17 protein-coding genes are annotated in these 18647 nt (G+C 49.4%); 7 read left to right on the top strand and 10 right to left on the bottom strand.

Going from position 1 to position 18647, the window contains the following annotated elements; all coding sequences use genetic code 11:
* Positions 1-79: 79 nt before the first annotated feature.
* From ABFZ84_RS10240 to ABFZ84_RS10225, 4 genes are read right to left on the bottom strand one after another with little or no spacing between them, the layout of a single operon-like run.
* Positions 80-937: a phytanoyl-CoA dioxygenase family protein gene (locus ABFZ84_RS10240; RefSeq protein WP_369313923.1), complete on the bottom strand. Its 858-nt coding sequence runs from the start codon at positions 935-937 to the stop codon at positions 80-82.
* A 42-nt stretch (positions 938-979) separates the two neighbouring features.
* Complete coding sequence (locus tag ABFZ84_RS10235) at positions 980-1969, bottom strand: NAD-dependent epimerase/dehydratase family protein (RefSeq protein WP_369313922.1); 990 nt, start codon at positions 1967-1969, stop codon at positions 980-982.
* Positions 1966-3048 (bottom strand): NHL repeat-containing protein, encoded by a 1083-nt coding sequence (locus tag ABFZ84_RS10230; RefSeq protein ID WP_369313921.1) that lies wholly within the window; start codon positions 3046-3048, stop codon positions 1966-1968. Before ABFZ84_RS10230 ends, ABFZ84_RS10235 begins: the two co-directional genes overlap by 4 nt.
* 16 nt (positions 3049-3064) lie before the next feature.
* On the bottom strand, positions 3065-4159 hold the full coding sequence (locus tag ABFZ84_RS10225) for a sulfotransferase family protein (protein ID WP_369313920.1): 1095 nt from the start codon (positions 4157-4159) through the stop codon (positions 3065-3067).
* A gap of 290 nt (positions 4160-4449) precedes the next feature.
* Between ABFZ84_RS10225 and ABFZ84_RS10220 the strand changes: the two genes are divergently transcribed.
* Together ABFZ84_RS10220 and ABFZ84_RS10215 are read left to right on the top strand one after the other, a co-directional pair.
* Positions 4450-6156, top strand: coding sequence for an autotransporter assembly complex protein TamA (locus ABFZ84_RS10220; protein ID WP_369313919.1), 1707 nt, complete (start codon positions 4450-4452; stop codon positions 6154-6156).
* Entirely contained in the window at positions 6156-9971 is a 3816-nt protein-coding gene (locus ABFZ84_RS10215) for a translocation/assembly module TamB domain-containing protein (RefSeq protein WP_369313918.1), read from the top strand. Before ABFZ84_RS10220 ends, ABFZ84_RS10215 begins: the two co-directional genes overlap by 1 nt.
* Before the next feature lie 147 nt (positions 9972-10118).
* Here ABFZ84_RS10215 and rpsI read toward each other — a convergent pair whose 3' ends face one another.
* Positions 10119-10601, bottom strand: coding sequence for a 30S ribosomal protein S9 (gene rpsI / locus ABFZ84_RS10210; RefSeq protein ID WP_369314570.1), 483 nt, complete (start codon positions 10599-10601; stop codon positions 10119-10121).
* A gap of 9 nt (positions 10602-10610) precedes the next feature.
* On the bottom strand, positions 10611-11084 hold the full coding sequence (gene rplM, locus ABFZ84_RS10205; RefSeq protein ID WP_369313917.1) for a 50S ribosomal protein L13: 474 nt from the start codon (positions 11082-11084) through the stop codon (positions 10611-10613).
* A 251-nt stretch (positions 11085-11335) separates the two neighbouring features.
* Between rplM and ABFZ84_RS10200 the strand changes: the two genes are divergently transcribed.
* Complete coding sequence (locus ABFZ84_RS10200; RefSeq protein WP_369313916.1) at positions 11336-12487, top strand: CNNM domain-containing protein; 1152 nt, start codon at positions 11336-11338, stop codon at positions 12485-12487.
* Positions 12488-12596: 109 nt separating this feature from the next.
* Here ABFZ84_RS10200 and ABFZ84_RS10195 read toward each other — a convergent pair whose 3' ends face one another.
* Complete coding sequence (locus ABFZ84_RS10195; RefSeq protein ID WP_369313915.1) at positions 12597-13235, bottom strand: VPLPA-CTERM sorting domain-containing protein; 639 nt, start codon at positions 13233-13235, stop codon at positions 12597-12599.
* A 312-nt stretch (positions 13236-13547) separates the two neighbouring features.
* On the opposite strand from ABFZ84_RS10195, the gene ABFZ84_RS10190 reads away from it, so the two are divergent.
* Positions 13548-14675, top strand: coding sequence for a hypothetical protein (locus ABFZ84_RS10190; protein ID WP_369313914.1), 1128 nt, complete (start codon positions 13548-13550; stop codon positions 14673-14675).
* Here ABFZ84_RS10190 and ABFZ84_RS10185 read toward each other — a convergent pair.
* Positions 14663-15691, bottom strand: a complete 1029-nt coding sequence (locus ABFZ84_RS10185) for a COX15/CtaA family protein (RefSeq protein ID WP_369313913.1) — start codon at positions 15689-15691, stop codon at positions 14663-14665. The genes ABFZ84_RS10190 and ABFZ84_RS10185 overlap by 13 nt on opposite strands.
* Positions 15692-15833: 142 nt before the next feature.
* On the opposite strand from ABFZ84_RS10185, the gene ABFZ84_RS10180 reads away from it, so the two are divergent.
* Complete coding sequence (locus tag ABFZ84_RS10180) at positions 15834-16040, top strand: DUF2842 domain-containing protein (RefSeq protein ID WP_369313912.1); 207 nt, start codon at positions 15834-15836, stop codon at positions 16038-16040.
* Between the two features lie 78 nt (positions 16041-16118).
* On the top strand, positions 16119-16661 hold the full coding sequence (locus ABFZ84_RS10175; protein ID WP_369313911.1) for a J domain-containing protein: 543 nt from the start codon (positions 16119-16121) through the stop codon (positions 16659-16661).
* Positions 16662-16729: 68 nt separating this feature from the next.
* Here ABFZ84_RS10175 and ABFZ84_RS10170 read toward each other — a convergent pair whose 3' ends face one another.
* Positions 16730-17134 (bottom strand): PRC-barrel domain-containing protein, encoded by a 405-nt coding sequence (locus ABFZ84_RS10170; RefSeq protein WP_369313910.1) that lies wholly within the window; start codon positions 17132-17134, stop codon positions 16730-16732.
* Positions 17135-17456: 322 nt separating this feature from the next.
* Between ABFZ84_RS10170 and ABFZ84_RS10165 the strand changes: the two genes are divergently transcribed.
* On the top strand, positions 17457-18173 hold the full coding sequence (locus tag ABFZ84_RS10165) for a matrixin family metalloprotease (RefSeq protein WP_369313909.1): 717 nt from the start codon (positions 17457-17459) through the stop codon (positions 18171-18173).
* Here the strand turns inward: ABFZ84_RS10165 and ABFZ84_RS10160 are convergent.
* Positions 18170-18544: a hypothetical protein gene (locus tag ABFZ84_RS10160; protein WP_369313908.1), complete on the bottom strand. Its 375-nt coding sequence runs from the start codon at positions 18542-18544 to the stop codon at positions 18170-18172. The genes ABFZ84_RS10165 and ABFZ84_RS10160 overlap by 4 nt on opposite strands.
* Between the last annotated feature and the right edge of the window lie 103 nt (positions 18545-18647).

Genomic DNA, 18647 nt, shown 5'->3' with positions numbered 1-18647 from the left:
ACCTGATATCACATATATATGCGCCAATTCGATTAATATAATGGGCAATAACGTTTCAATTCTGATCTCGGTTCCGCGCCTATTTTAACAACCGGTTCGGATGACGCCCATCAACATAGCCCATAAAAGGCGAACAAATTGAATAACCTATGAGTTCCTGTGCGCGTAGCGGTAAAGTTTTGGCAATTTCCGGCGGTACCGCCAAAAGCATATTTTCGAGCTGACGCACCCACCCCGGGCAATATTGGGGCGTGATGAGTAACCGCGGTTCTTTATCCTGATTTGCACCACCACGATGCCACAACGTACCTTTAGCGATCATCAACGAACCTGCGGGCATAATAACTTGAATAGCGTCATCGCGGGCCCCAGGGTCACCATCGCGACGCATGGTCTTATCAAAATCCTCGTCATTAAGCGCGCCTGCAAACCGATCATCACCCCACAGATGACTACCGGGGATTATTTCTGTGGCCCCATTCGTCGCTGTCGTTTCTGAAATCGACCAGAATGTACTAACCCCCAATGACGTGCGTGGACGGGGCAAAGAACAATGCGCATCATCATAATGCCATGGTTGCGCTGTCTCGCCAGATTGGAGGTTGATCGCAAGGCATGCGGACAACAAGCAGTCCCGGCCTAATTCAGCTTCAGCAAAAGCTAACGCTAAAGGGTGCGTTACAAGTTCTGCAAAAACCGGTGATTTAGCCAACATCGCGTAAACACGGTTCGAATGACGGCCTTCAAATTCGTTTCGGCCCTTAATGTTTTCACCTAAATATGGTGCCAATGCGGAGCCTATTGTTACTATTTGATCCTTGGAAAGAATTTTTTCAAACACTACATAACCGTCGCGTTCAAAATTCTCTCGATGCGTTGCAAATGCTACATCATCAAGCCAATAATCAACGGAGTTTTCAATATTCAGATGGGTCATAGATGCCTCTTCCAAGGCATAGTGCCGATATTGAGCACGCAATTAAACAGATTTTAGCAGCCCCTGCTCTTCCAGCCATTTAAGCGTTTGATGCAATGCGGGCGCTAGTTCGCTGGCGCGCCAACCCAACTCTTTCGCGGCTTTTTCGCTGGAGAATGACACCTGTCGCCCAGCAAGACGAACGCCGGTTAATGGCGCTTTGGGTGGCTTTTGTGTTAATGTCGAAACCAAACCCGTATCGATGGCTCCAGCCAATAGCGCCACAAAATACGGAAGCTTGGTCTTCGGCATTTTACGGCCGGTGGCGCTTTCAATCATTACCAGCAAATCACGCATCGGTGTATTTGCGCCGCCCAAAATGTAGCGCTGCCCACGCCGCCCTTTGTCACGAACCGCAATCAGACCTTGAGCTAAACTATCAAGCGGAACAAAATTCAAGATACAATCGATATAAGCTGGGGTTTTCCCGTTCGCGAAATCAAGAATCATTTGTGTTGGCGGCGTCAAACCAACATCCCCCGGCCCGATCGGCTCTGTCGGAACCGCGATTACTGCGTCAAGGCCATTGGATACTGCCGATTCTACTGCGCGTTCTGCCCACAGCTTGGAACGCGGATATGCACCCAACATAGAAGCCGGTTCTAACCGCAGGTCTTCGTTTGCAGTTGAATGTTCAATCGATGTTTTGCGCCCAACAAGCGTAGTAAGACTAGAGCAATGCACCACGCGCCCAACGTTAGCACTTAACGCAGCTTCGAGAACATTTTTCGTGCCCAGATGATTTATCCGTTCAAATACTGTGTTGTCCCGCGCCCAAAGCTGCGCATTTCCCGCAAGATGAAAGATGCTCTGCGCGCCTTCAAATGCCCGGCGCAAATCATCCGAATTCAGTATTGATCCCTGAACGTCATCTGGGTGACTTGCTGGGGCGAGATCAAAACTGCGAACCCGCTCGCCGCGTTCGCGCAGTGTCGCCACCAACACTTTCCCTACAAACCCAGCACCGCCTGGTACAACTGTATAACTGCTCACATTTCCTCGCGGCAAACTAACAATCCCGCATCAGTAACAGACCCGAGCACTAACCCTTGGGGCAAACTTATACCCACCGTCGCAGCACTAAAATTTGTTCCATCAGGATCGTCGAACAAAATTTCTACCTCTGCCGTATCTGGGTCAGCTTTAACAATCCGTGAAGGTGCTTTGCCAAGCCCCAATTTTCGATTAAGCGCAAGCCTCAGCATTTTTGGATGAATAGCGGCGATGATTTTACCGTCAGATGTAATCGTCAAATTATCCGGCCCACCCGGCAACTCAATACGTGCTAGCTCCGAAACATTGCCGTTATTTGGATCAAGAATTATCAACGCATTCTCTCGCGTTGCCGCAAGCGCAATATCTCCGTTGGCGGTCACTTCAATTCCATTCGCAAATCCAACACCCTTAAAAATTGGATTGCTTCCATTCGCAAAACCGCTGCGCTTTAGGTTGAATAAATTTTCAATGCCCGCTTGCCACCCACAGGACGCATGATCGAAACTCGTTAGAATGTCACCGTCCGTAGACACCACATTATTCGCCGCACAAGGCGCATCGGTCGTTATCCCAACGAAAACCTCACCATTCGCACCAATGCGCTGAAGGCGTGGCGTCATTTTCCAATTACGCCCATCTTTTTCGTATGTTCGATTAATGAAAATCAGCTCTTTATTATGCGCATCATAAGTCATGCCGTGCGGCCGCAATCCACCTGAAAATTCATCTGGTAGCGCCAATGGGCGAACTGTTATTTCATCGATTCCTTCGGCGAAAATCTGATTGATTGATATCGCATAAATCCCGCCGCTAGGCAGTGTTTCTGAATTGGATTTTTTCGCGGCCTTTTCGGTTTTACGGCGGTCATAAGCAGCGACAAAAATCCGCCCGTGCTCGGCATCAAAAACCAAATCCTCGGCACCACGTATTGTTTCACCAGACTGTTCGTCTATCAAAGAAACGCGCGAACATTGATCTAATGAAAAATGAGGAACCGCAATTTCTTGCTGACTGCAACCGACAAAACCCAAACTCAGCCCAGTCAATATTCCGTGCTTTAGTTGTGCCAGCCCCATGGCGCGTCCTCTCAGGTCATTCGGCCTTTGGTCCTGGCCGTTCATATCCCCATTTTTCAATGAAATAGCCGAGACGCGCCTCTACTTTGGCGGCTGCTTCATCAGAATACCCAAAGTCATTCTTCTTGAAGGTTGAGACCGATGCAAGATAGTTTTTAAAATGAGGCTTGGCTTCGCTAAAGCCGGGTAAATCAAGGGCTCCATAGATTGTTTCGATTGATTCGAGTGGTGCGGAATCTAACGCATCATAACGAAGTTCGACCAACTGCTCCGAAGACACCTCGGCGGCATCCTGTTCATATGCACGCATCACGCGATCATATACACTTAGTATTGTTTCATCGATATCCACGTGATCATGGCTTTGAAGGGCTAGTTCCTTAAACAATTTCTTATAGAAATTCCGCATAGAGACAAATACATCATACGGATTACGATGAATATGAATGAATTTCGCTGTCGGAAACATCTCGCGCAGCATCGCAAAGCGTCCTGTGTAGACCGGGTTTTTAATCAACAACGGTCGTTTTTCTTGATGCAGGTAAAGCTTGCGCAAGAAATACGAAAACTGCTTTCGCCATCCACGAATTTCCGCGGTTGAACAGCCCTCAAAAAACAATCCTCGCTCTACATTTTCTTTGAATGCGCGCGGAAAATATATGCCGTGATAGAACGAAACATCCGACATATTAGCGATGGCGATTTCATCCTCTTGCGGGCTGGTCGGTGTAACTGGAATGTTATCAATATAGCGATGCTCCGGCAGCGCGCGTTCCAACATTGGTTTAAATGCTTTCGCTATGCCAAAAAGATCCCACGGCAAACCCGTCGCAACTGGCGGCACATAACCCCACTCACCACTTTGGCACATCACATTGTAAAGGTGGGTTGTGCCTGACCGCCAATGCCCAAGGATAAAGACCGGTGGCTGCATATCATCAAGCGCCGGTAATCGGCTTTCCATGATCAACTTTTCGGCCATAGAGGCGGGCCACCGACCGAGCGCGGCAAGCCCAATAGCGGCACTGTTGATGGGACTGCTCGGCATTCCCGAACGTCCGACAACCGTTGCTAGCGTACCCAAATTTGCTCCGCTTAGGGGATGCGCCATGGAACTCCTCGACCATTACCTTGTTGAACTGAAGGTGGGGCATAGCGCAGTCCGGAAGCAATCTCCAGAATCCGTCGCAAAATGCCGAAAATAAATCACTGTGATTGCAGCGGTTTTGGCCTTAAATCGGCCATCTGGCAGCACTAGATTAACCATGCCGTGACAGGGTGCCGGATAGCACGTCAACAAACAAAACCTGCGGCTTTTAGTGGGTGCGGCAGTCGAGCGAGAGAAAGTTGCGTAAGAGACGGCAAAGCATTGTAATTACATGCATTTCCACGGTGCTATTGGTGGCGGCCGGGTTGCCTGCCCGTGCGGCAGATTCTTATCAAGCCGATATCGAAGGCGCACCAAACGGGCTTGGCGACAAATTGGCCATTATTTCCGAGCTAATGAAGGGCACGCGAGAATATCCCACCTCTGCCGCTTTACGGCGCGCAGCACGGCGCGACATTGAAGCATTCAATGACGCGCTCAAAGCCGCTGGATATTATGCCGGCAGTGCTGACTTCACTCTCATCGCCGCTGAAGATCGGCAAAAACCTAAAGTGGTTTTTGCGATCTCGCCCGGCACCGCATTCAAAGTGACCGAATACGATATCATTTATCAAGACCAAGGCGAAGAACGGCCAAGAGATCTTAACGCGGCAAATGTCAAAACAACGAATGCAGCTGACGGCGCTAGCTTGCGCGACCAGCAAGAGGCATTTCTTACCTATCTTTGGAACAACGGATACCCAACCGCCGCGATCGTAAACCGGCGCGCTATCGCCAATTTCGAAACCAATGAAGCATCTGCGGTTTTCGTTTTCACCAGCGGGCCGAAAGCAACTTTTGGCCAGCCGATCATTTCCGGTACAAAAAAAACAGACGATACTTTTGTTGAACGGATGAAAACTTGGGAGGATGGCGAAGAGTTTGAACGCAAGAAAATGACCGCGTACTACGACCATTTGCGTCAGACTGGTTTGTTTTCAAAAGTCGATGTGTCTCCGGGCCAAACACGCGAAAGTGGCGAGACTCCAATTCTCGTTGAACTTGAAGAAAGAAAGCGCCGTACAATTGGCGCAGGTGTTTCTTATTCAACAACCGAAGGACCCGGAGGGCGATTGTTTTTTGAACATCGCAATATACTCGGCCACGGCGAAAATTTGACCGCTGAGCTAACCGGATCACAAATTGAACAATCGATTAATGTAGCCGTCACGCGTCCCCTGCCCGGACTTGGCGCTCAAGCATTCGCTAGTACTGCGTTCTTGAATGAAACAACTGATGCCTATGATGCCCGAACATTCGAGGTAACAGGAGGGCTTTCTAAACGGTGGCTTGATGAGCGGTTGGAAACACGCGGCGCGATTAAACTCGAAACTTCAAATGTGCGTTCGGACGGCGTCGAGGACCGTACATATTTCGTATCAACCCCGCTCGCCGTTCGATGGAACTCGGAGGATAACCTTCTAGATCCGACCAAGGGCTTTCGTGCTGCATGGACTGTGACCCCCTATTTCGGCTCTGAAAACTTTACACAATCCGAGATTACCGCCCGCAGCCGCATTCATCTCGGTAAGGATGATATCGTTACACTCGCGGCGCGTGCTGGGCTAGCCGCGACTTTCGCCAATTCGTTTGACGCACTTCCCTTAAATAAGCGCTATTATGCTGGCGGCGGCGGTTCAGTTCGCGGGTATGGATACCAAGAGGCTGGACCACTTGATGAAGATTTCAACCCCATCGGTGGCCGCTCTCGAATTGATGGTGCATTTGAGGCACGTGTCAAAACCATCAAAAACCTTCAATTCGCAGCGTTTATAGATGCAGGATCAGTATCATCCGAATCTATTCCTAAGTTTAACGACAAGTTCTTTTACGGCTACGGCGTGGGTGTTCGCTACCTGACGCCCATCGGGCCAATTCGCGCGGACATCGCCTTCCCTATCGATAAACGAGAGAGCGATAGCGACTTTCAGATTTACATCGCATTGGGGCAACCGTTCTAATGTCCTTGAATCTGAAAAAACCGTTGCTCATTATCTTGGTCGTGACTGTAGCCTTACTAGGTGGCGCGGTCGTGGCTGGATCGCTATTCCTCAACACCACTCCCGGTCGTGGGCTCTTGTCAGAATTAGCGGAAGCACAGTTAAGTAACGCACTAAACAGTGAAACCGATATCGGCCAGATCAAAGGATCATTACCCGGTCATATCATCATTGAAGATGTTGTGTTTTCAGACGATGACGGTGTTTGGCTTTCTGCCGCCAAGCTTGAACTACGTTGGCACCCGCTTGCATTAATTCGTAAACGAATTTCTGTCGAAGAGATCTCCCTTACCGGTGTATCGCTTTTACGTAACCCGCCCCAGAAAGAAGCCAAAGAAGAAGACGCACGACGCATAAAAATTATCCAAGACCTCCCACAAATTGACGTCTATTCGATCAACTTGATTGACATCAATACAAACCTGAATGGTAACCAACAACGCATTGACGGCACTGGCGCTATTTATCTCGAAGGAACGGAGATCGACCTGCGTTTGACGATCACCAGTGATGGCGGCGCAGATCACGCTGATGTCACTTTCCAAAAATCGCCGCGCAACAACCGGATTTTCATTGACACAACACTAACCGCAGAACCTGGCGGGGTTATAGCAACGCTAGGCGGCCTCAACGCGCCTCTGCGATTTGCCGCCACGGGCGATAGCGCATTAAATGATGCCGTTATCGAAGTGAATTCCAACATCGGTAATTATGGGAATTTAGAAGGCTCGTTTCGATCTAATTTCGTGAGTTTTTCCGGTAGCGATATTACCCTCAATTTCGTACCCGGCAGCCGTTTGAACGATATCCCTGAATTATCTGCGCCACTCGTACTTGATGCGCGTTATGATACCAAACCGAACGGCGGGTCAGTTACCATTCAAAAACTTACCGCTGCCGTGGGTGCCGTCGATGGACTGTTTGCATGGCAAGCGCCAGATGGATTGGTCGAACAGCTAAGCACGAATCTTTCGATTGGCTTTGGTCCGGAATATCAATCTCAATTACAATCCCTTATCGGCGAAACGGTCAATCTTGATGCCACACTCGACTGGCGACGCGATGATTATGCGCTTAGCGCGACAATGACCGGCGATGGTGGCACCGCAATTATCACCGACGGCACCACTGACTTGCGTAAAGTATTCGCTGGTGATGTTGAGTTAACTCTAGCGCCAAACAAGAATTTTTCTGCCGCACTCGCGAATGGGCTATCCGTAAACGGAAATATTGACACTAATCTCGACGACCGTATTCGGTTATCCGGTATCAAAGCGCTGACCAGTGATGGCACCACAATAAACGTAAATGGTACATATAACACGACAACTAATGCCCTAGCCTTTAGCGGCGATCTCGACGTTACGCCAAATTATGTGAGGCTTTTTTCCAGCAATATATCACCCGAAAAAAACTTCACCGGCGAAATCGAACTAGGCGGCACATTGAATCGTTTCACGATTAACACTGAATTGGAAGCACCGAAATTATCAACGGAAAGTGGTTCTGTTCCGGCCCTTTCAATCAACGCCGCAATCGCCGGCTTACCCAAATTTCCGAATGGCGACATTACCGCTCGCGCTATTGATGGCGGACCAAGAAAGCTTGATGCGAGTATTCGCACCTCGAATGACGGCAGCATCAGACTACCGACGATTTCATATGCTGGGCACGGTTTTAATCTTGGCGGCAACGTCAATATTGATAGCACTCTCCAAACGATCAATCTCGACCTCACCTATAATGGTGATGAAGGCGCGGCCCCTTGGCCCGGTATTGATTTGGTCGGTGATATAGCCGCCAAAGGCGTTCTCTCACGCAATGATGCACTCAACAACATGGTTGTTAATGCAGATCATATTGCCTTTAACAACCTCGCTGCGAATGGGTTAGCGATAGACGCACAAGGCCCACCCGGCGCAATCGCTGTCTCATTAAAAGCCAAAAGCTTTGCCGCACCCGGTACTGAGACCATCGAAAACATCGCTGCAAAAGCCCAGATCAACGCGCGCAAGAATATTATCGTTAGGCTGAATAGTCTCGAAGCACTTGTTTTTGCGACAGATGCGAAACTAACGGCACCCGCCGTGATTACTCTGCGCGATGGGGTGTTAATTGAGAACCTTCGGATGGCATATGGCGCGAAGGGCAACATTTCCCTTGACGGTGCATTGGAGGAAACGCGTTGGCGCGCTGACGCGGTCTTCGATCAGGTGAATATCCCCAATGCCGATGGACGCATTTCTATGACTCTCGCTCTTGATACGGATAAGGAAATTCCGGCGGAGACAGATTTCCACCTTCGCTCTTTGTTGCTAACCGAAGAAGATGCCTCCATCAGAGGAAAAGCCGTTTGGGATGGCTCGCAAATGCGCATCACCGACGATGGCTCAGACGATCGCCTCGATATGGATATCCGGTTACCGGCTCGCCTTACGCGCAAACCGTCAGTTAGCATTGAAACCTCAGGCGAATTAACAGGCCGCATAGCATATAATGGTGACATTCAGGCCATTGCCGCATATTTGCCGCCAACGATACAAACTATCGAAGGCGCTTTGTCAGCGACCTTCAATCTTGCGGGCGATACTGAAAATCCAATTATTTCTGGAAAAGCAGAACTGACTGAAGGTGCCTATACGGAAATTGAAACCGGGTTCTCGCTGGCCGGTATACATATGGAAGCCAACGCGGACTATACCGGCCCTGACAGCACCCTCGTGCTCACCGGTGGTGGGCGCGGCGCGGGTCAGTCGGGCGGCGATACGATTAAATTTGACGGTGATATTCGGCTTGGTGAGAATTCAAACCTTGATTTCAATCTCAACCTTGACGGCGCAGAGCTTTCTGCCGCACCGGTCAACAAAGTCCTAGCAGATGGAAAAATTACGGTTAGCGGCCCCCTCGACAAGCTCGTCGCGGGTGGCGAAATAGACATCACAGAATTAGATGCAGAAATCGTGACGCCCGAAAACACGGGTCTAGTTGGTATCGATATTATTGCGTATAATGAAGAAAATACCGCACCAACCGAACTGGCACCAACACCAAAATCCGGCATCGACTTTAACGTCAAAGTAACAGCAGATGACCGGATTTTCATTCGCGGGCGCGGACTTGAAAGTGAATGGGCCGCCAATGTGGTTGCCAATAATGACCGTGGTCAAGCGATCATGTTGGGTGATCTCACCCTTCGCCGTGGGTGGCTCGACTTTTCTGGGCGGCGTTTTGACCTCACGCGCGGCCAGATCGCTTTCGACCGGATCAATCCGAATAACCCACTTCTAGATATTCGCGCAGAGCTAAATACTGGTGACGGCGTCACCGCAGCGATTGTCATTTCGGGCCGGGCAACCGAACCTTCGATTGAGTTAGAATCAACCCCGTCCTTGCCCTCCGAGGATGTCATGTCGCTGGTTTTATTTGGAAAGCCCGCCCAAAATCTATCCGCGTTTGAATCACTACAAACCGCAGAAGCGCTTGCCTCGCTAGGTGGCATAGGCCCATTTGGCGGCGAAGGCATCACTGGTAAATTACGCAGATCTGTCGGGCTGGATTTGCTGAACGTCGATATCGACCCCGAAAAAGGCGGTGGATCGCTGACTGCCGGGAAGTATGTCGCAGACGGTTTTTTCGTCTCCGCTAGTCAAGATACTGATGGCGGCAATGGCTCGGTACGCGTGAAATACGACGTTACCGACAGTATCACTATTGAAACTGAGCTAGAACAAACCGGCGACCAAACCATCTCAGCAAATTGGAAACATGATTTCTAGACTTAGAAACTCGGTATATCACATTGTATTTGCTTGAGAATAAACGACTATCCTCAAAATAAAAACGCCGCCCCGAAGGGCGGCGCTTTTGGAAACTCATATATGTGGGAGGATTGAATAATCCCCCACAGCCGTTCCAAACGCAAATTAACGTTTGGAAAACTGGAATGAACGACGCGCTTTTTTGCGACCGTATTTCTTACGTTCCACAACGCGGCTATCGCGTGTTAGGAAGCCGCCCTTTTTCAAAACCGAGCGCAATGCCGGTTCGTAATAGGTCAGCGCCTTTGAAATGCCGTGACGAACCGCACCAGCTTGGCCCGAAGGTCCAGAACCCGAAACAGTACAAACAACATCGAATTGGGTTTCGCGCTCAACAGCAACCAAAGGCTGCTTGATGATCATCTGAAGAACCGCACGGCCAAAATATTCAGTTTGGTCTTTACCGTTCACAGTGATTTTTCCTGCGCCTGGTTTAATCCAGACACGCGCAACAGCCGTTTTCCGCTTGCCAGTCGCATAAGAGCGGCCTAGCGAGTCGATTTTTGGCTCACGCAGCGTAACTTCTTCTGGGGCTTCTACTGCACCAGCTTCGGTCGCAACGTCTTTCAGATCTTCAAGGGATGTCATGCTCATGGTCTAGACGTCTCTCTGGTTTTTGGAATTCATAGCTGCAACGTCGAGTTTAACCGGCGATTGCGCTTCATGCGTATGCTCAGCACCGGTAAAAATACGCAGATGCGTCATTTGTTTGCGGGCAAGCGACGAATCCTTTGGCATCATGCGCTCAACGGCTTTCATCAGAATGCGCTCCGGGTGAGCACCGCCCATGATTTTTTCCATGGTGCGTTCTTTGATGCCGCCGGGATAACCGGTGTGCCAATAGAATTTCTTGTTTTTCCATTTGTTGCCGGTGAAGACGACTTTGTCGGCATTCACAACGATAACATTATCGCCGCAATCAACATGGGGTGTGTAGGCAGGTTTGTGCTTACCGCGAAGACGGGTAGCGATCACTGATGCAAGGCGACCAACGACGAGGCCCTCCGCATCGATCACGATCCAGTTTTTCTGGGCGTCCGCTTCCGCCGGTTTCATGGCGTAGGTTTTCATGTCTTTATCCTGAATTCTCTCGCAAGGCCGTCGCCCGATTGGGCACACCCCGCTTTGGAAGCGTGGCAGGTACCTGTTGATACCGTTTGCGTCAACACCTTTGCGATAAATTCATTGAAAACAGGCGATTATTTATGTGGTAAAATAATACCACCAAAATGGGTTCCTTATAGCACGCGCCTATATTGCGGTTTTTATTAGCATTTTTCCGTACAAAATATATGCAATAGCTCTACACAATCATCGTGATCATGCGCAAATATAGCAGTCATGAACCTTACAACGGGCGGTATAACGCACACCCCATGCTTTCCTCGCTAATTGCATTTCTCGTCGTTTCAATATGTGTCTCGTTTCTTTGCTCATTGTGGGAGTCCGTACTCCTGAGCATCTCGCCCTCCTATATGAGGGTGAAGCTCGATGAGGGCGACAAAATCGGCAAAACCCTAAACGATTTTAAAAACAATATTGACCGGCCCCTCGCCGGAATTCTAACGCTGAACACGATCGGCCATACTGTTGGTGCTATTGGCGTTGGTCAGGAAGCCACAAAAATCTGGGCAGAGAGCAACCCCTTAATCACGGGACTGGCTGTGCCCGCCGCAACCACGGCGGCAATTCTAATCCTGTCTGAAATCATCCCTAAGACGATTGGCGCAACCAACTGGAAAGCCTTGGCACCATTCACGGTGAAAAGCCTCAATATGGTATTGTTCATTCTGGCTCCGATCGTTTGGCTCTGTCAGCTAACCACAAGGGCTATCACGAGCAGCAAAGAACAAAGCATTTTCTCCCGCACTGATTTTCTGGCGATGGCGCAAATCGGATCAGAGGAAGGCGCACTCGACCAAGCGGAAGTTGAGTTCATTCATAACATTCTGCATTTCAAAAACTTCAAAGCGCGTCAGGTAATGACACCACGCACAGTTACGGTTTCTGCGCCACAAAACATGACTGCGCGTGCGTTTTATGATCTTCAGGAAGAACTGGTTTTCTCGAGAATCCCTCTTCGCGAAAGCGCGGATAGCGAAAATTTTGTGGGGTATGTTCTTAAAGACGATATTTTAGAACATTTGATTGATGATGCCGGCGACAAAACACTCTCCGACTTCAAACGTAACATCGTCACGGTGCCTGAAAACTATAGTATTTTCCGGCTATTCAACGACTTTATTGAAACGCGAGACCATATTGCTTTGGTTACAGATGATTTCGGCAGTATGTCCGGTATTGTCACAATGGAAGATGTCATCGAAACATTGCTCGGATCAGAGATCGTCGATGAAACGGACCAAACGGTCGACATGCAGGACATGGCCAAAAAACGGTGGCAAGACCGGCGCAAAGCCCATCAGCGCCGAACCGTCGCAAACAAAACAACGAAACCCGAAATATCGCGATAACTGAAACGTTCCGATGTGCCGCACAAAAAGAAAGAGCAGGTCGAGCAAATAGGGTCTCCCCCATATTTCCCCTACTTGCTCTAACCGGTCAAAGTCTGACCAATTTTGACTAATTCTTTTTCTTTCTTTTTGAAGCAAAGCCTAACCCCGCAAGCCCCGCGAGTAATAAAGGCGCTGCGGCAGGAAGCGGTACAGCTGCGGCTTCAAAACCATTCACATAGAACTGACGACCGTTGCCATTGTCATCAAATGCGAACCGAATAAGGTCCACACCAGAAATCACCAACGCGACCGCTTCCGCAAATGTGTATTGCATAAAATCATTCGCATCATTTATGGCAATTAAAAGCGTGTCGATATCATTCGTATTCAGATCATTGTGATCAGCATCGGTAAAAGAAAAATTGCTTACGGTCACTGGATCAGCAAATGTCAGCGTTACGGCATCCCCGGATCGGATATTGTCATCAGACGAATCCGCACACGCCGAACCCGGCCCAGCAGATAGGATTTCGCAAACCCCTAGTCCTGCTGGTTTGCCATCATCCAGATCATCAAAATAAGCAAAAAATGTACCGGCACTTAACGATGTGAATGTCACATCAAGACCGCTAAAATTGATTGTTGTGCCGTCCGCGACACCCCGCTCATTTCCGGCGGCTTCCGCTACAAAATCGAGATAGACAGCGTGCGCACTACCGGCAAAAGCTGCCAGAGTCACCGCTAATCCAAGAACGAGCTTCTTCATAGCTTAGACCTCCCAACACCCCCAATCCGCCTCCACGCTCATGTGGATCGCGATACGTGCATTATACCATCATGTGCACGTTTTGCGCACATTAAAATTAACCATTCTCGGTTGAAGCGGGCTCTTTATGGCGAACAGTGACTGTTTTGCTGCATGGAACTTCCGTCTGTGATATGTGGAAAAAGAGCGAACGTTACTGAAATTGTCGTAACCCCATTGAATAGCGAGACAATTTTCGCCATTCCTTTACCAGCGTCACTTGGCAGGAATTTCACATTCCCGAAAATAGCAACCTCAATCAGGAGTAATATCTTGCGTTTCATTCACAATCTCACGGCTGTTTTCGCGCTTTCTGGTATTTTGGTGCTGAGCGCGTGCGATGCAGAACGCGAAGAGGTTCTGGAAAAGCCTGAGCCGATTGTGGAAATTACCGTGAATTTTAGCGACGAATTGCCTAATCTCGGCGGTGCCGCGACCGGCCTCGCCTTTTGGGATCATCCAACGCTTTCTTTTAACGGAACGCTGATCATCGCCACAGAAAATGGTGTCGCCTCCTATAATATGGAAGACGGGAACACTGTCTCCCGGATTGAGGACCATAGCGCACAAGGCCTGGCCGTGGACTATATTGGACGCGGCCCCCAAGCCGCAGGTTTTATTAGTTTTCTTGATACGGATGAAAATGCGTTTCGCTTCTATGGTATAGACAATGCCTCACGCGCATTCATTCCGCTTGATGTCGGTCCTCAGATAAGGGGTGCTGTACGCGGATATTGTATGGGCCGCGCACAAACCGACGACGCACCGACCCTATTTGTGATCCAGAAATCAAAGCTTCAAATCTTTAATCTTGCTGCGACCGAGGCCGGCATTTCCGTCGCCAGCGAAACCAGCGTCGATACGCCAGCCAACCTCGTCAGTTGTACAGTTGATGTTGACGGAACCGCCCTACTCGCCAGTGAGGACGGCAATATCTATCGTTTGACGGATAAGGATGCTTTTAAAAGTCCATTTGCAAAAGGCGACATCTCTAATGCCGGTGACATTGTAATCTTGGCAACCTCCACTGGCGAGGATGGTGCCATCTCCGGCCATGTGCTTGTCTTGGATCAAACGACGGGAATGCTTCATGCATTTGATCGCACATCCGGGCTCGCACTTGGGGTTTTCAAATTCAACGATGCCAGCAATCAACCCGCGATCGGCAAGGCCAATATCTTTAATGCCACAAGCACTAATCTTGGTGCCATATATCGCAACGGCGTTGTGGCATTCGGCATCGCAAATGATGTCGACGAACCGGTGATCCGTCTCATCCCGGGAAATAGCCTGATGAATGGCTTATCCGTTACCGTCGGCGAGCCTGTCTCGCCTCGCGGCGAGACGCCGGGCGGTACTGAGGACACATTGATTATTCCGACCAATTTTCAGCCCGAATGACCACGCGCGCCGTGGGCCGCATATAGCGCTCCAGCAAAGACCAACATAGCACCCGCTTGGTGGGCCAACCCAAGACCTATCGGTGTGGCGGCGAGCACCGTCCAAATCCCGAGAAAAATCTGTAGACCAATCATCGCAGCGAGCATATTCGCGCGCGGACGTAACGGGCTTTTACGGGCCGCAATAAAAAACCAGATGGCGGCTGCTGCCAATATATACGCGCCCAACCGATGATTGAATTGTACGGCGGCCATCGTCTCAAACAGATCATTGAATTCACGATTGGCAGTAAAATATCCGTCAGGGAAAATTTTCCCGTCCATCAAAGGCCACGTGTTAAATGTTCGTCCCGCGCGCAGCCCGGCAACAAATGCGCCGAGGACCATCTGCGCAAAAACGCCGACTGCCAGGGCGCTAGCACCTATTCGCAGGTTGCGAGAAACCGAGATTATTTTTGAGGGCCAAAGATCAAGCGCCAGCCAAAACTGCGCAGCAAACACAATCACCGCAAGCGAAAGGTGGGCCGCTAATCTGTATTGGCTGACATCCACACGATCAGCCAGCCCGGAGCTTACCATCCACCACCCGAGGACGCCCTGCATACCGCCAAGCGCAAACAGACCGAATAATTTCAGCGCCAATGGTTTTTTGACCTGTCCCGTCACCATAAAGACGATCATCGGCACCAAAAACGCAATACCGATTAGCCGGCCCAGAAAGCGGTGCCCCCATTCCCACCAATAAATCGCTTTGAATTCATGAAGTGTCATTCCGAAGTTGACCTCTTCATATTCAGGAATGGTTTTATACTTCTCGAACTCGCTAAGCCAATGCGCTTCGCTGAGCGGCGGTATCGCGCCCGTGACGGGGCGCCATTCTGTGATCGATAGCCCCGAGTCAGTCAGACGCGTTGCGCCGCCGACAATAACCATCAAGGCCACAAGGGCACACATTATGAAAAGCCATATCGCGATGCGGCGCGCTGCCGCTGGGGAAGTTGCACCGGATTGTGTCATTTCAGCGTTCTATCTTTCTCGAATTTTGCGCAGCTATTCATTTGCTGCTAGAGGCCTAATCTAAGCTTTAGGACATTTGCGCTTCCGCCGCCCGCGACCCCGCGTCGCGCCCGCACAGCGCCAAAGGATTTGGACCTGCGCCATGCCGCCGCGATATAAAAAATTGATCGGGTTTTCGCTCTTTCTTCCGACTTTGCTACTCTATTTCTTTGCTGCGGCGGCATTGGGAGAGCGACTCCCCCACAATCAGCTTTTGTTAGTGCCATATTATATCGTGGCCGGAGTGGCTTGGGCTTTTCCCACCAAATACTTGCTCCAATGGATGAATGCGCCAGCAAAACAGCGTTAATTTCCCTAAAGGTTAAGGTGGCAAGCCTATTGCAACGGCTCTCGTGAACCCGTTCACACCGAACGGAAAGAGGCCGACATGAGTACGTTCGACAGCAAAGCGCGCACATTCCGTCACCGCAATGAGATTAATGTCTTTTTGCAAATGACTGACACGGTCGAACCAATCAATGCCATTGTTTACACTAGCCTCGGGGAACGCGCGTCAGACCTTTTGAACGATTCCCGTGCATTTATTCCCGTGCGTTTAGACGGCGGCGAGACCATGATTGTCGCCAAGACCCAAATCAAATCCCTTGTCGAACAATCGACCGAAACCGAAAAACCAGACCTAAAGGGCGAATGTTTCGATAAAAAGCATGACGCACAACCAGAGGCAAAAAAGCAGACATTAGCGTCATACGATCCGTATATTTTGTTGCGGGTCGCCCGTGACGCAAACATTGAAGAAATACGTTCCGCCTACAAAGCCAGAATTAAAGCCGTGCACCCGGATGCTTTAGCATCGCTTTGCCTTGATGAGGATATCGAAAAAGCAGCGGTGCTTGCCACGCAAAAAGTGAATTATGCCTACCGAAAAATTATGCAAGAACGTGAAAACAAAACCATACGCATGGCTTAATCAGTTGTGAAAAAAGGCGGCGAGCCTGAACTCGCCGCCTCTTATAATGCCTAGTTAATTTACTTAGCTTACATCGCACCTGTATCGCCTTCATATGCCGGAGCAGCTTCAATCTCATCGGCAGTTAATGTCAGGCTATAACCTGAACCATCAGCTTTAGCTTCAAGATCAGACACCGGAACTGCAATCTCTTTTGATCCAATCCCAAGGAAAGTACCAACAGAGATAACCGCTTTTTCTGTTCCGTCTTCTGCGGTCACAACTTCTGCGACGGTACCAACTTCTTGTCCGTCTAGGTCATAAATGCTTTTACCTGTTAGTTGAGCAGTCTCAAGATTGACGTTTGCATCAACTTCGGCGCTAGAGGCTGGCATTTCTTGTGTATATTGAGGAACATCTTGCGCGCTCGCAGGAGTGATTGCAGCGGCTGCGAGAATTGCAAGGGCTGAGGCAGACATAAAAGTTTTCGACATTTGAATACTCCTTTGTTTGTTTCCCCGCTCACAAAAAAACATATGTTGGTTCTGTGCTGACTTTCCAGTTAACGATGGTTTAGAAGTGGAGACAAATTCATGTTCTAAATAGCTGTTTATTTGGAACTTATTTTAGGTGCATAAAATACCATTCAATCCGTATAGTGATCTATTGTTACAATAGCGAGAATGGACCTTCGCGAAATGCCGATTGAAAATTTAATGTTTCCACCGCTTTGAAGTGATTGACATGAACAAGTCGCAACATTAACTCTGAGTAACATAACTAAACCATTCGCTTAACTCTCAGAGGTTTGTGTTGTTGCGTAAATTGTCTCTGTTAGCGCTCTCATCGCTTCTCGTTCCGCAAATTGTATGGGCCCAGCCCGACACTCAATCTAGCTATCGCTTGCTAAAGTTAGACGGTCGTGTTGTGAAATGGGGCGAGCCGACGCTCGGCACCGCAACCGAGTTAACTTACGGCTTCATCACCGAACCCACACAGTTTGACGACGCGCGTAATTGCCAAACGACAGGCAGCCTCACCCCCATACTTGAAAACAATAAGATCCCAGAAAGTGAATTTCTGGCTGCGGCGACCAATGCTTTTGCAATGTGGGAATCTGTTTCCGGAATCCGCTTTCGCAAAACCGACCACACCGAAGTCGCGGATATTTTAATCGGGTCTGATCTCGGCAATCATGGATGGGCCCATGCGGATGTATTAAGCGTGCCCTCAGGCGTAGAAGTTGATACAATAACACGCGGTTTAGTTTGCCTCAGCACTAATAAAGTTTGGAACGTTGGGTTTGGCAAAAATGAAAATGGTCAAGACCTTCAATATACACTCACCCATGAGATTGGTCATGCGATCGGATTAAATCATGCCAGTCCTTTTGGGCAAATCATGTCATTTAATTATGGCGAAGCATTCGCAGATTTACAGCAAGGCGATATTGACGGCGTACGCAGATTATATGGAATGCCGACGCTTTCACATAATACACTAGCAACCGCCGAACAAACGCCGCTCCGCTAACGGACCTTGCAGTTATATTGGTTCCATTCGGGTTGGTTTTCACAACGTGGCATTGGTTCATTGTTGTGCGAGACTAGATATGCCCCCAAGCCAACCAACAGAAATGCGATTGCGATGGAGATCAATACCCACACCGGTATCGCTGGTTCATGGTCCAGATCATCATCGTCATCGGTGCGCCTGTATGAATCGGTATCAGATTCAGCTAAATCTCGCTTTTCGCGTGCGCCAAATTCCAAAGTAGAGGGCGCTGTTACAGAGTTCTCGAATTTTGGAGTCGCTACGTCCGGCACATCAGCGCGCTCACGCGCACCATAGGACATGTTCATATTATCGGATGGCACCCCGTGAGGTAACTTTTCGCGCCCCATTAAATATCCCCGTATGCCCACTATCGGTAACTATAACACGACCAGTGTCGATGGGAACAATCTCAACAACTTCGGTTAACATAGGCAAGTCCCCCTATATGGA

Origin of the sequence: Hyphococcus lacteus (genome assembly GCF_041058985.1) — a bacterium.
GTDB lineage: Bacteria > Pseudomonadota > Alphaproteobacteria > Caulobacterales > Parvularculaceae > Hyphococcus > Hyphococcus lacteus.
The sequence above is the reverse complement of the archived record's forward strand: the minus strand, read 5'-3'. Positions and strand labels throughout refer to the sequence as shown.

Bases quoted from the DNA above. Each gene is read 5' to 3' on its own strand.
- ABFZ84_RS10240 (WP_369313923.1), bottom strand. From the start codon at position 937: ATGACCCATCTGAATATTGAAAACTCCGTTGATTATTGGCTTGATGAT.
- ABFZ84_RS10230 (WP_369313921.1), bottom strand. From the start codon at position 3,048: ATGGGGCTGGCACAACTAAAGCACGGAATATTGACTGGGCTGAGTTTG.
- ABFZ84_RS10225 (WP_369313920.1), bottom strand. From the start codon at position 4,159: ATGGCGCATCCCCTAAGCGGAGCAAATTTGGGTACGCTAGCAACGGTT.
- ABFZ84_RS10215 (WP_369313918.1), top strand. From the start codon at position 6,156: ATGTCCTTGAATCTGAAAAAACCGTTGCTCATTATCTTGGTCGTGACT.
- rpsI (WP_369314570.1), bottom strand. From the start codon at position 10,601: ATGACATCCCTTGAAGATCTGAAAGACGTTGCGACCGAAGCTGGTGCA.
- rplM (WP_369313917.1), bottom strand. From the start codon at position 11,084: ATGAAAACCTACGCCATGAAACCGGCGGAAGCGGACGCCCAGAAAAAC.
- ABFZ84_RS10200 (WP_369313916.1), top strand. From the start codon at position 11,336: ATGCGCAAATATAGCAGTCATGAACCTTACAACGGGCGGTATAACGCA.
- ABFZ84_RS10195 (WP_369313915.1), bottom strand. From the start codon at position 13,235: ATGAAGAAGCTCGTTCTTGGATTAGCGGTGACTCTGGCAGCTTTTGCC.
- ABFZ84_RS10185 (WP_369313913.1), bottom strand. From the start codon at position 15,691: ATGACACAATCCGGTGCAACTTCCCCAGCGGCAGCGCGCCGCATCGCG.
- ABFZ84_RS10180 (WP_369313912.1), top strand. From the start codon at position 15,834: ATGCCGCCGCGATATAAAAAATTGATCGGGTTTTCGCTCTTTCTTCCG.
- ABFZ84_RS10175 (WP_369313911.1), top strand. From the start codon at position 16,119: ATGAGTACGTTCGACAGCAAAGCGCGCACATTCCGTCACCGCAATGAG.
- ABFZ84_RS10170 (WP_369313910.1), bottom strand. From the start codon at position 17,134: ATGTCGAAAACTTTTATGTCTGCCTCAGCCCTTGCAATTCTCGCAGCC.
- ABFZ84_RS10160 (WP_369313908.1), bottom strand. From the start codon at position 18,544: ATGGGGCGCGAAAAGTTACCTCACGGGGTGCCATCCGATAATATGAAC.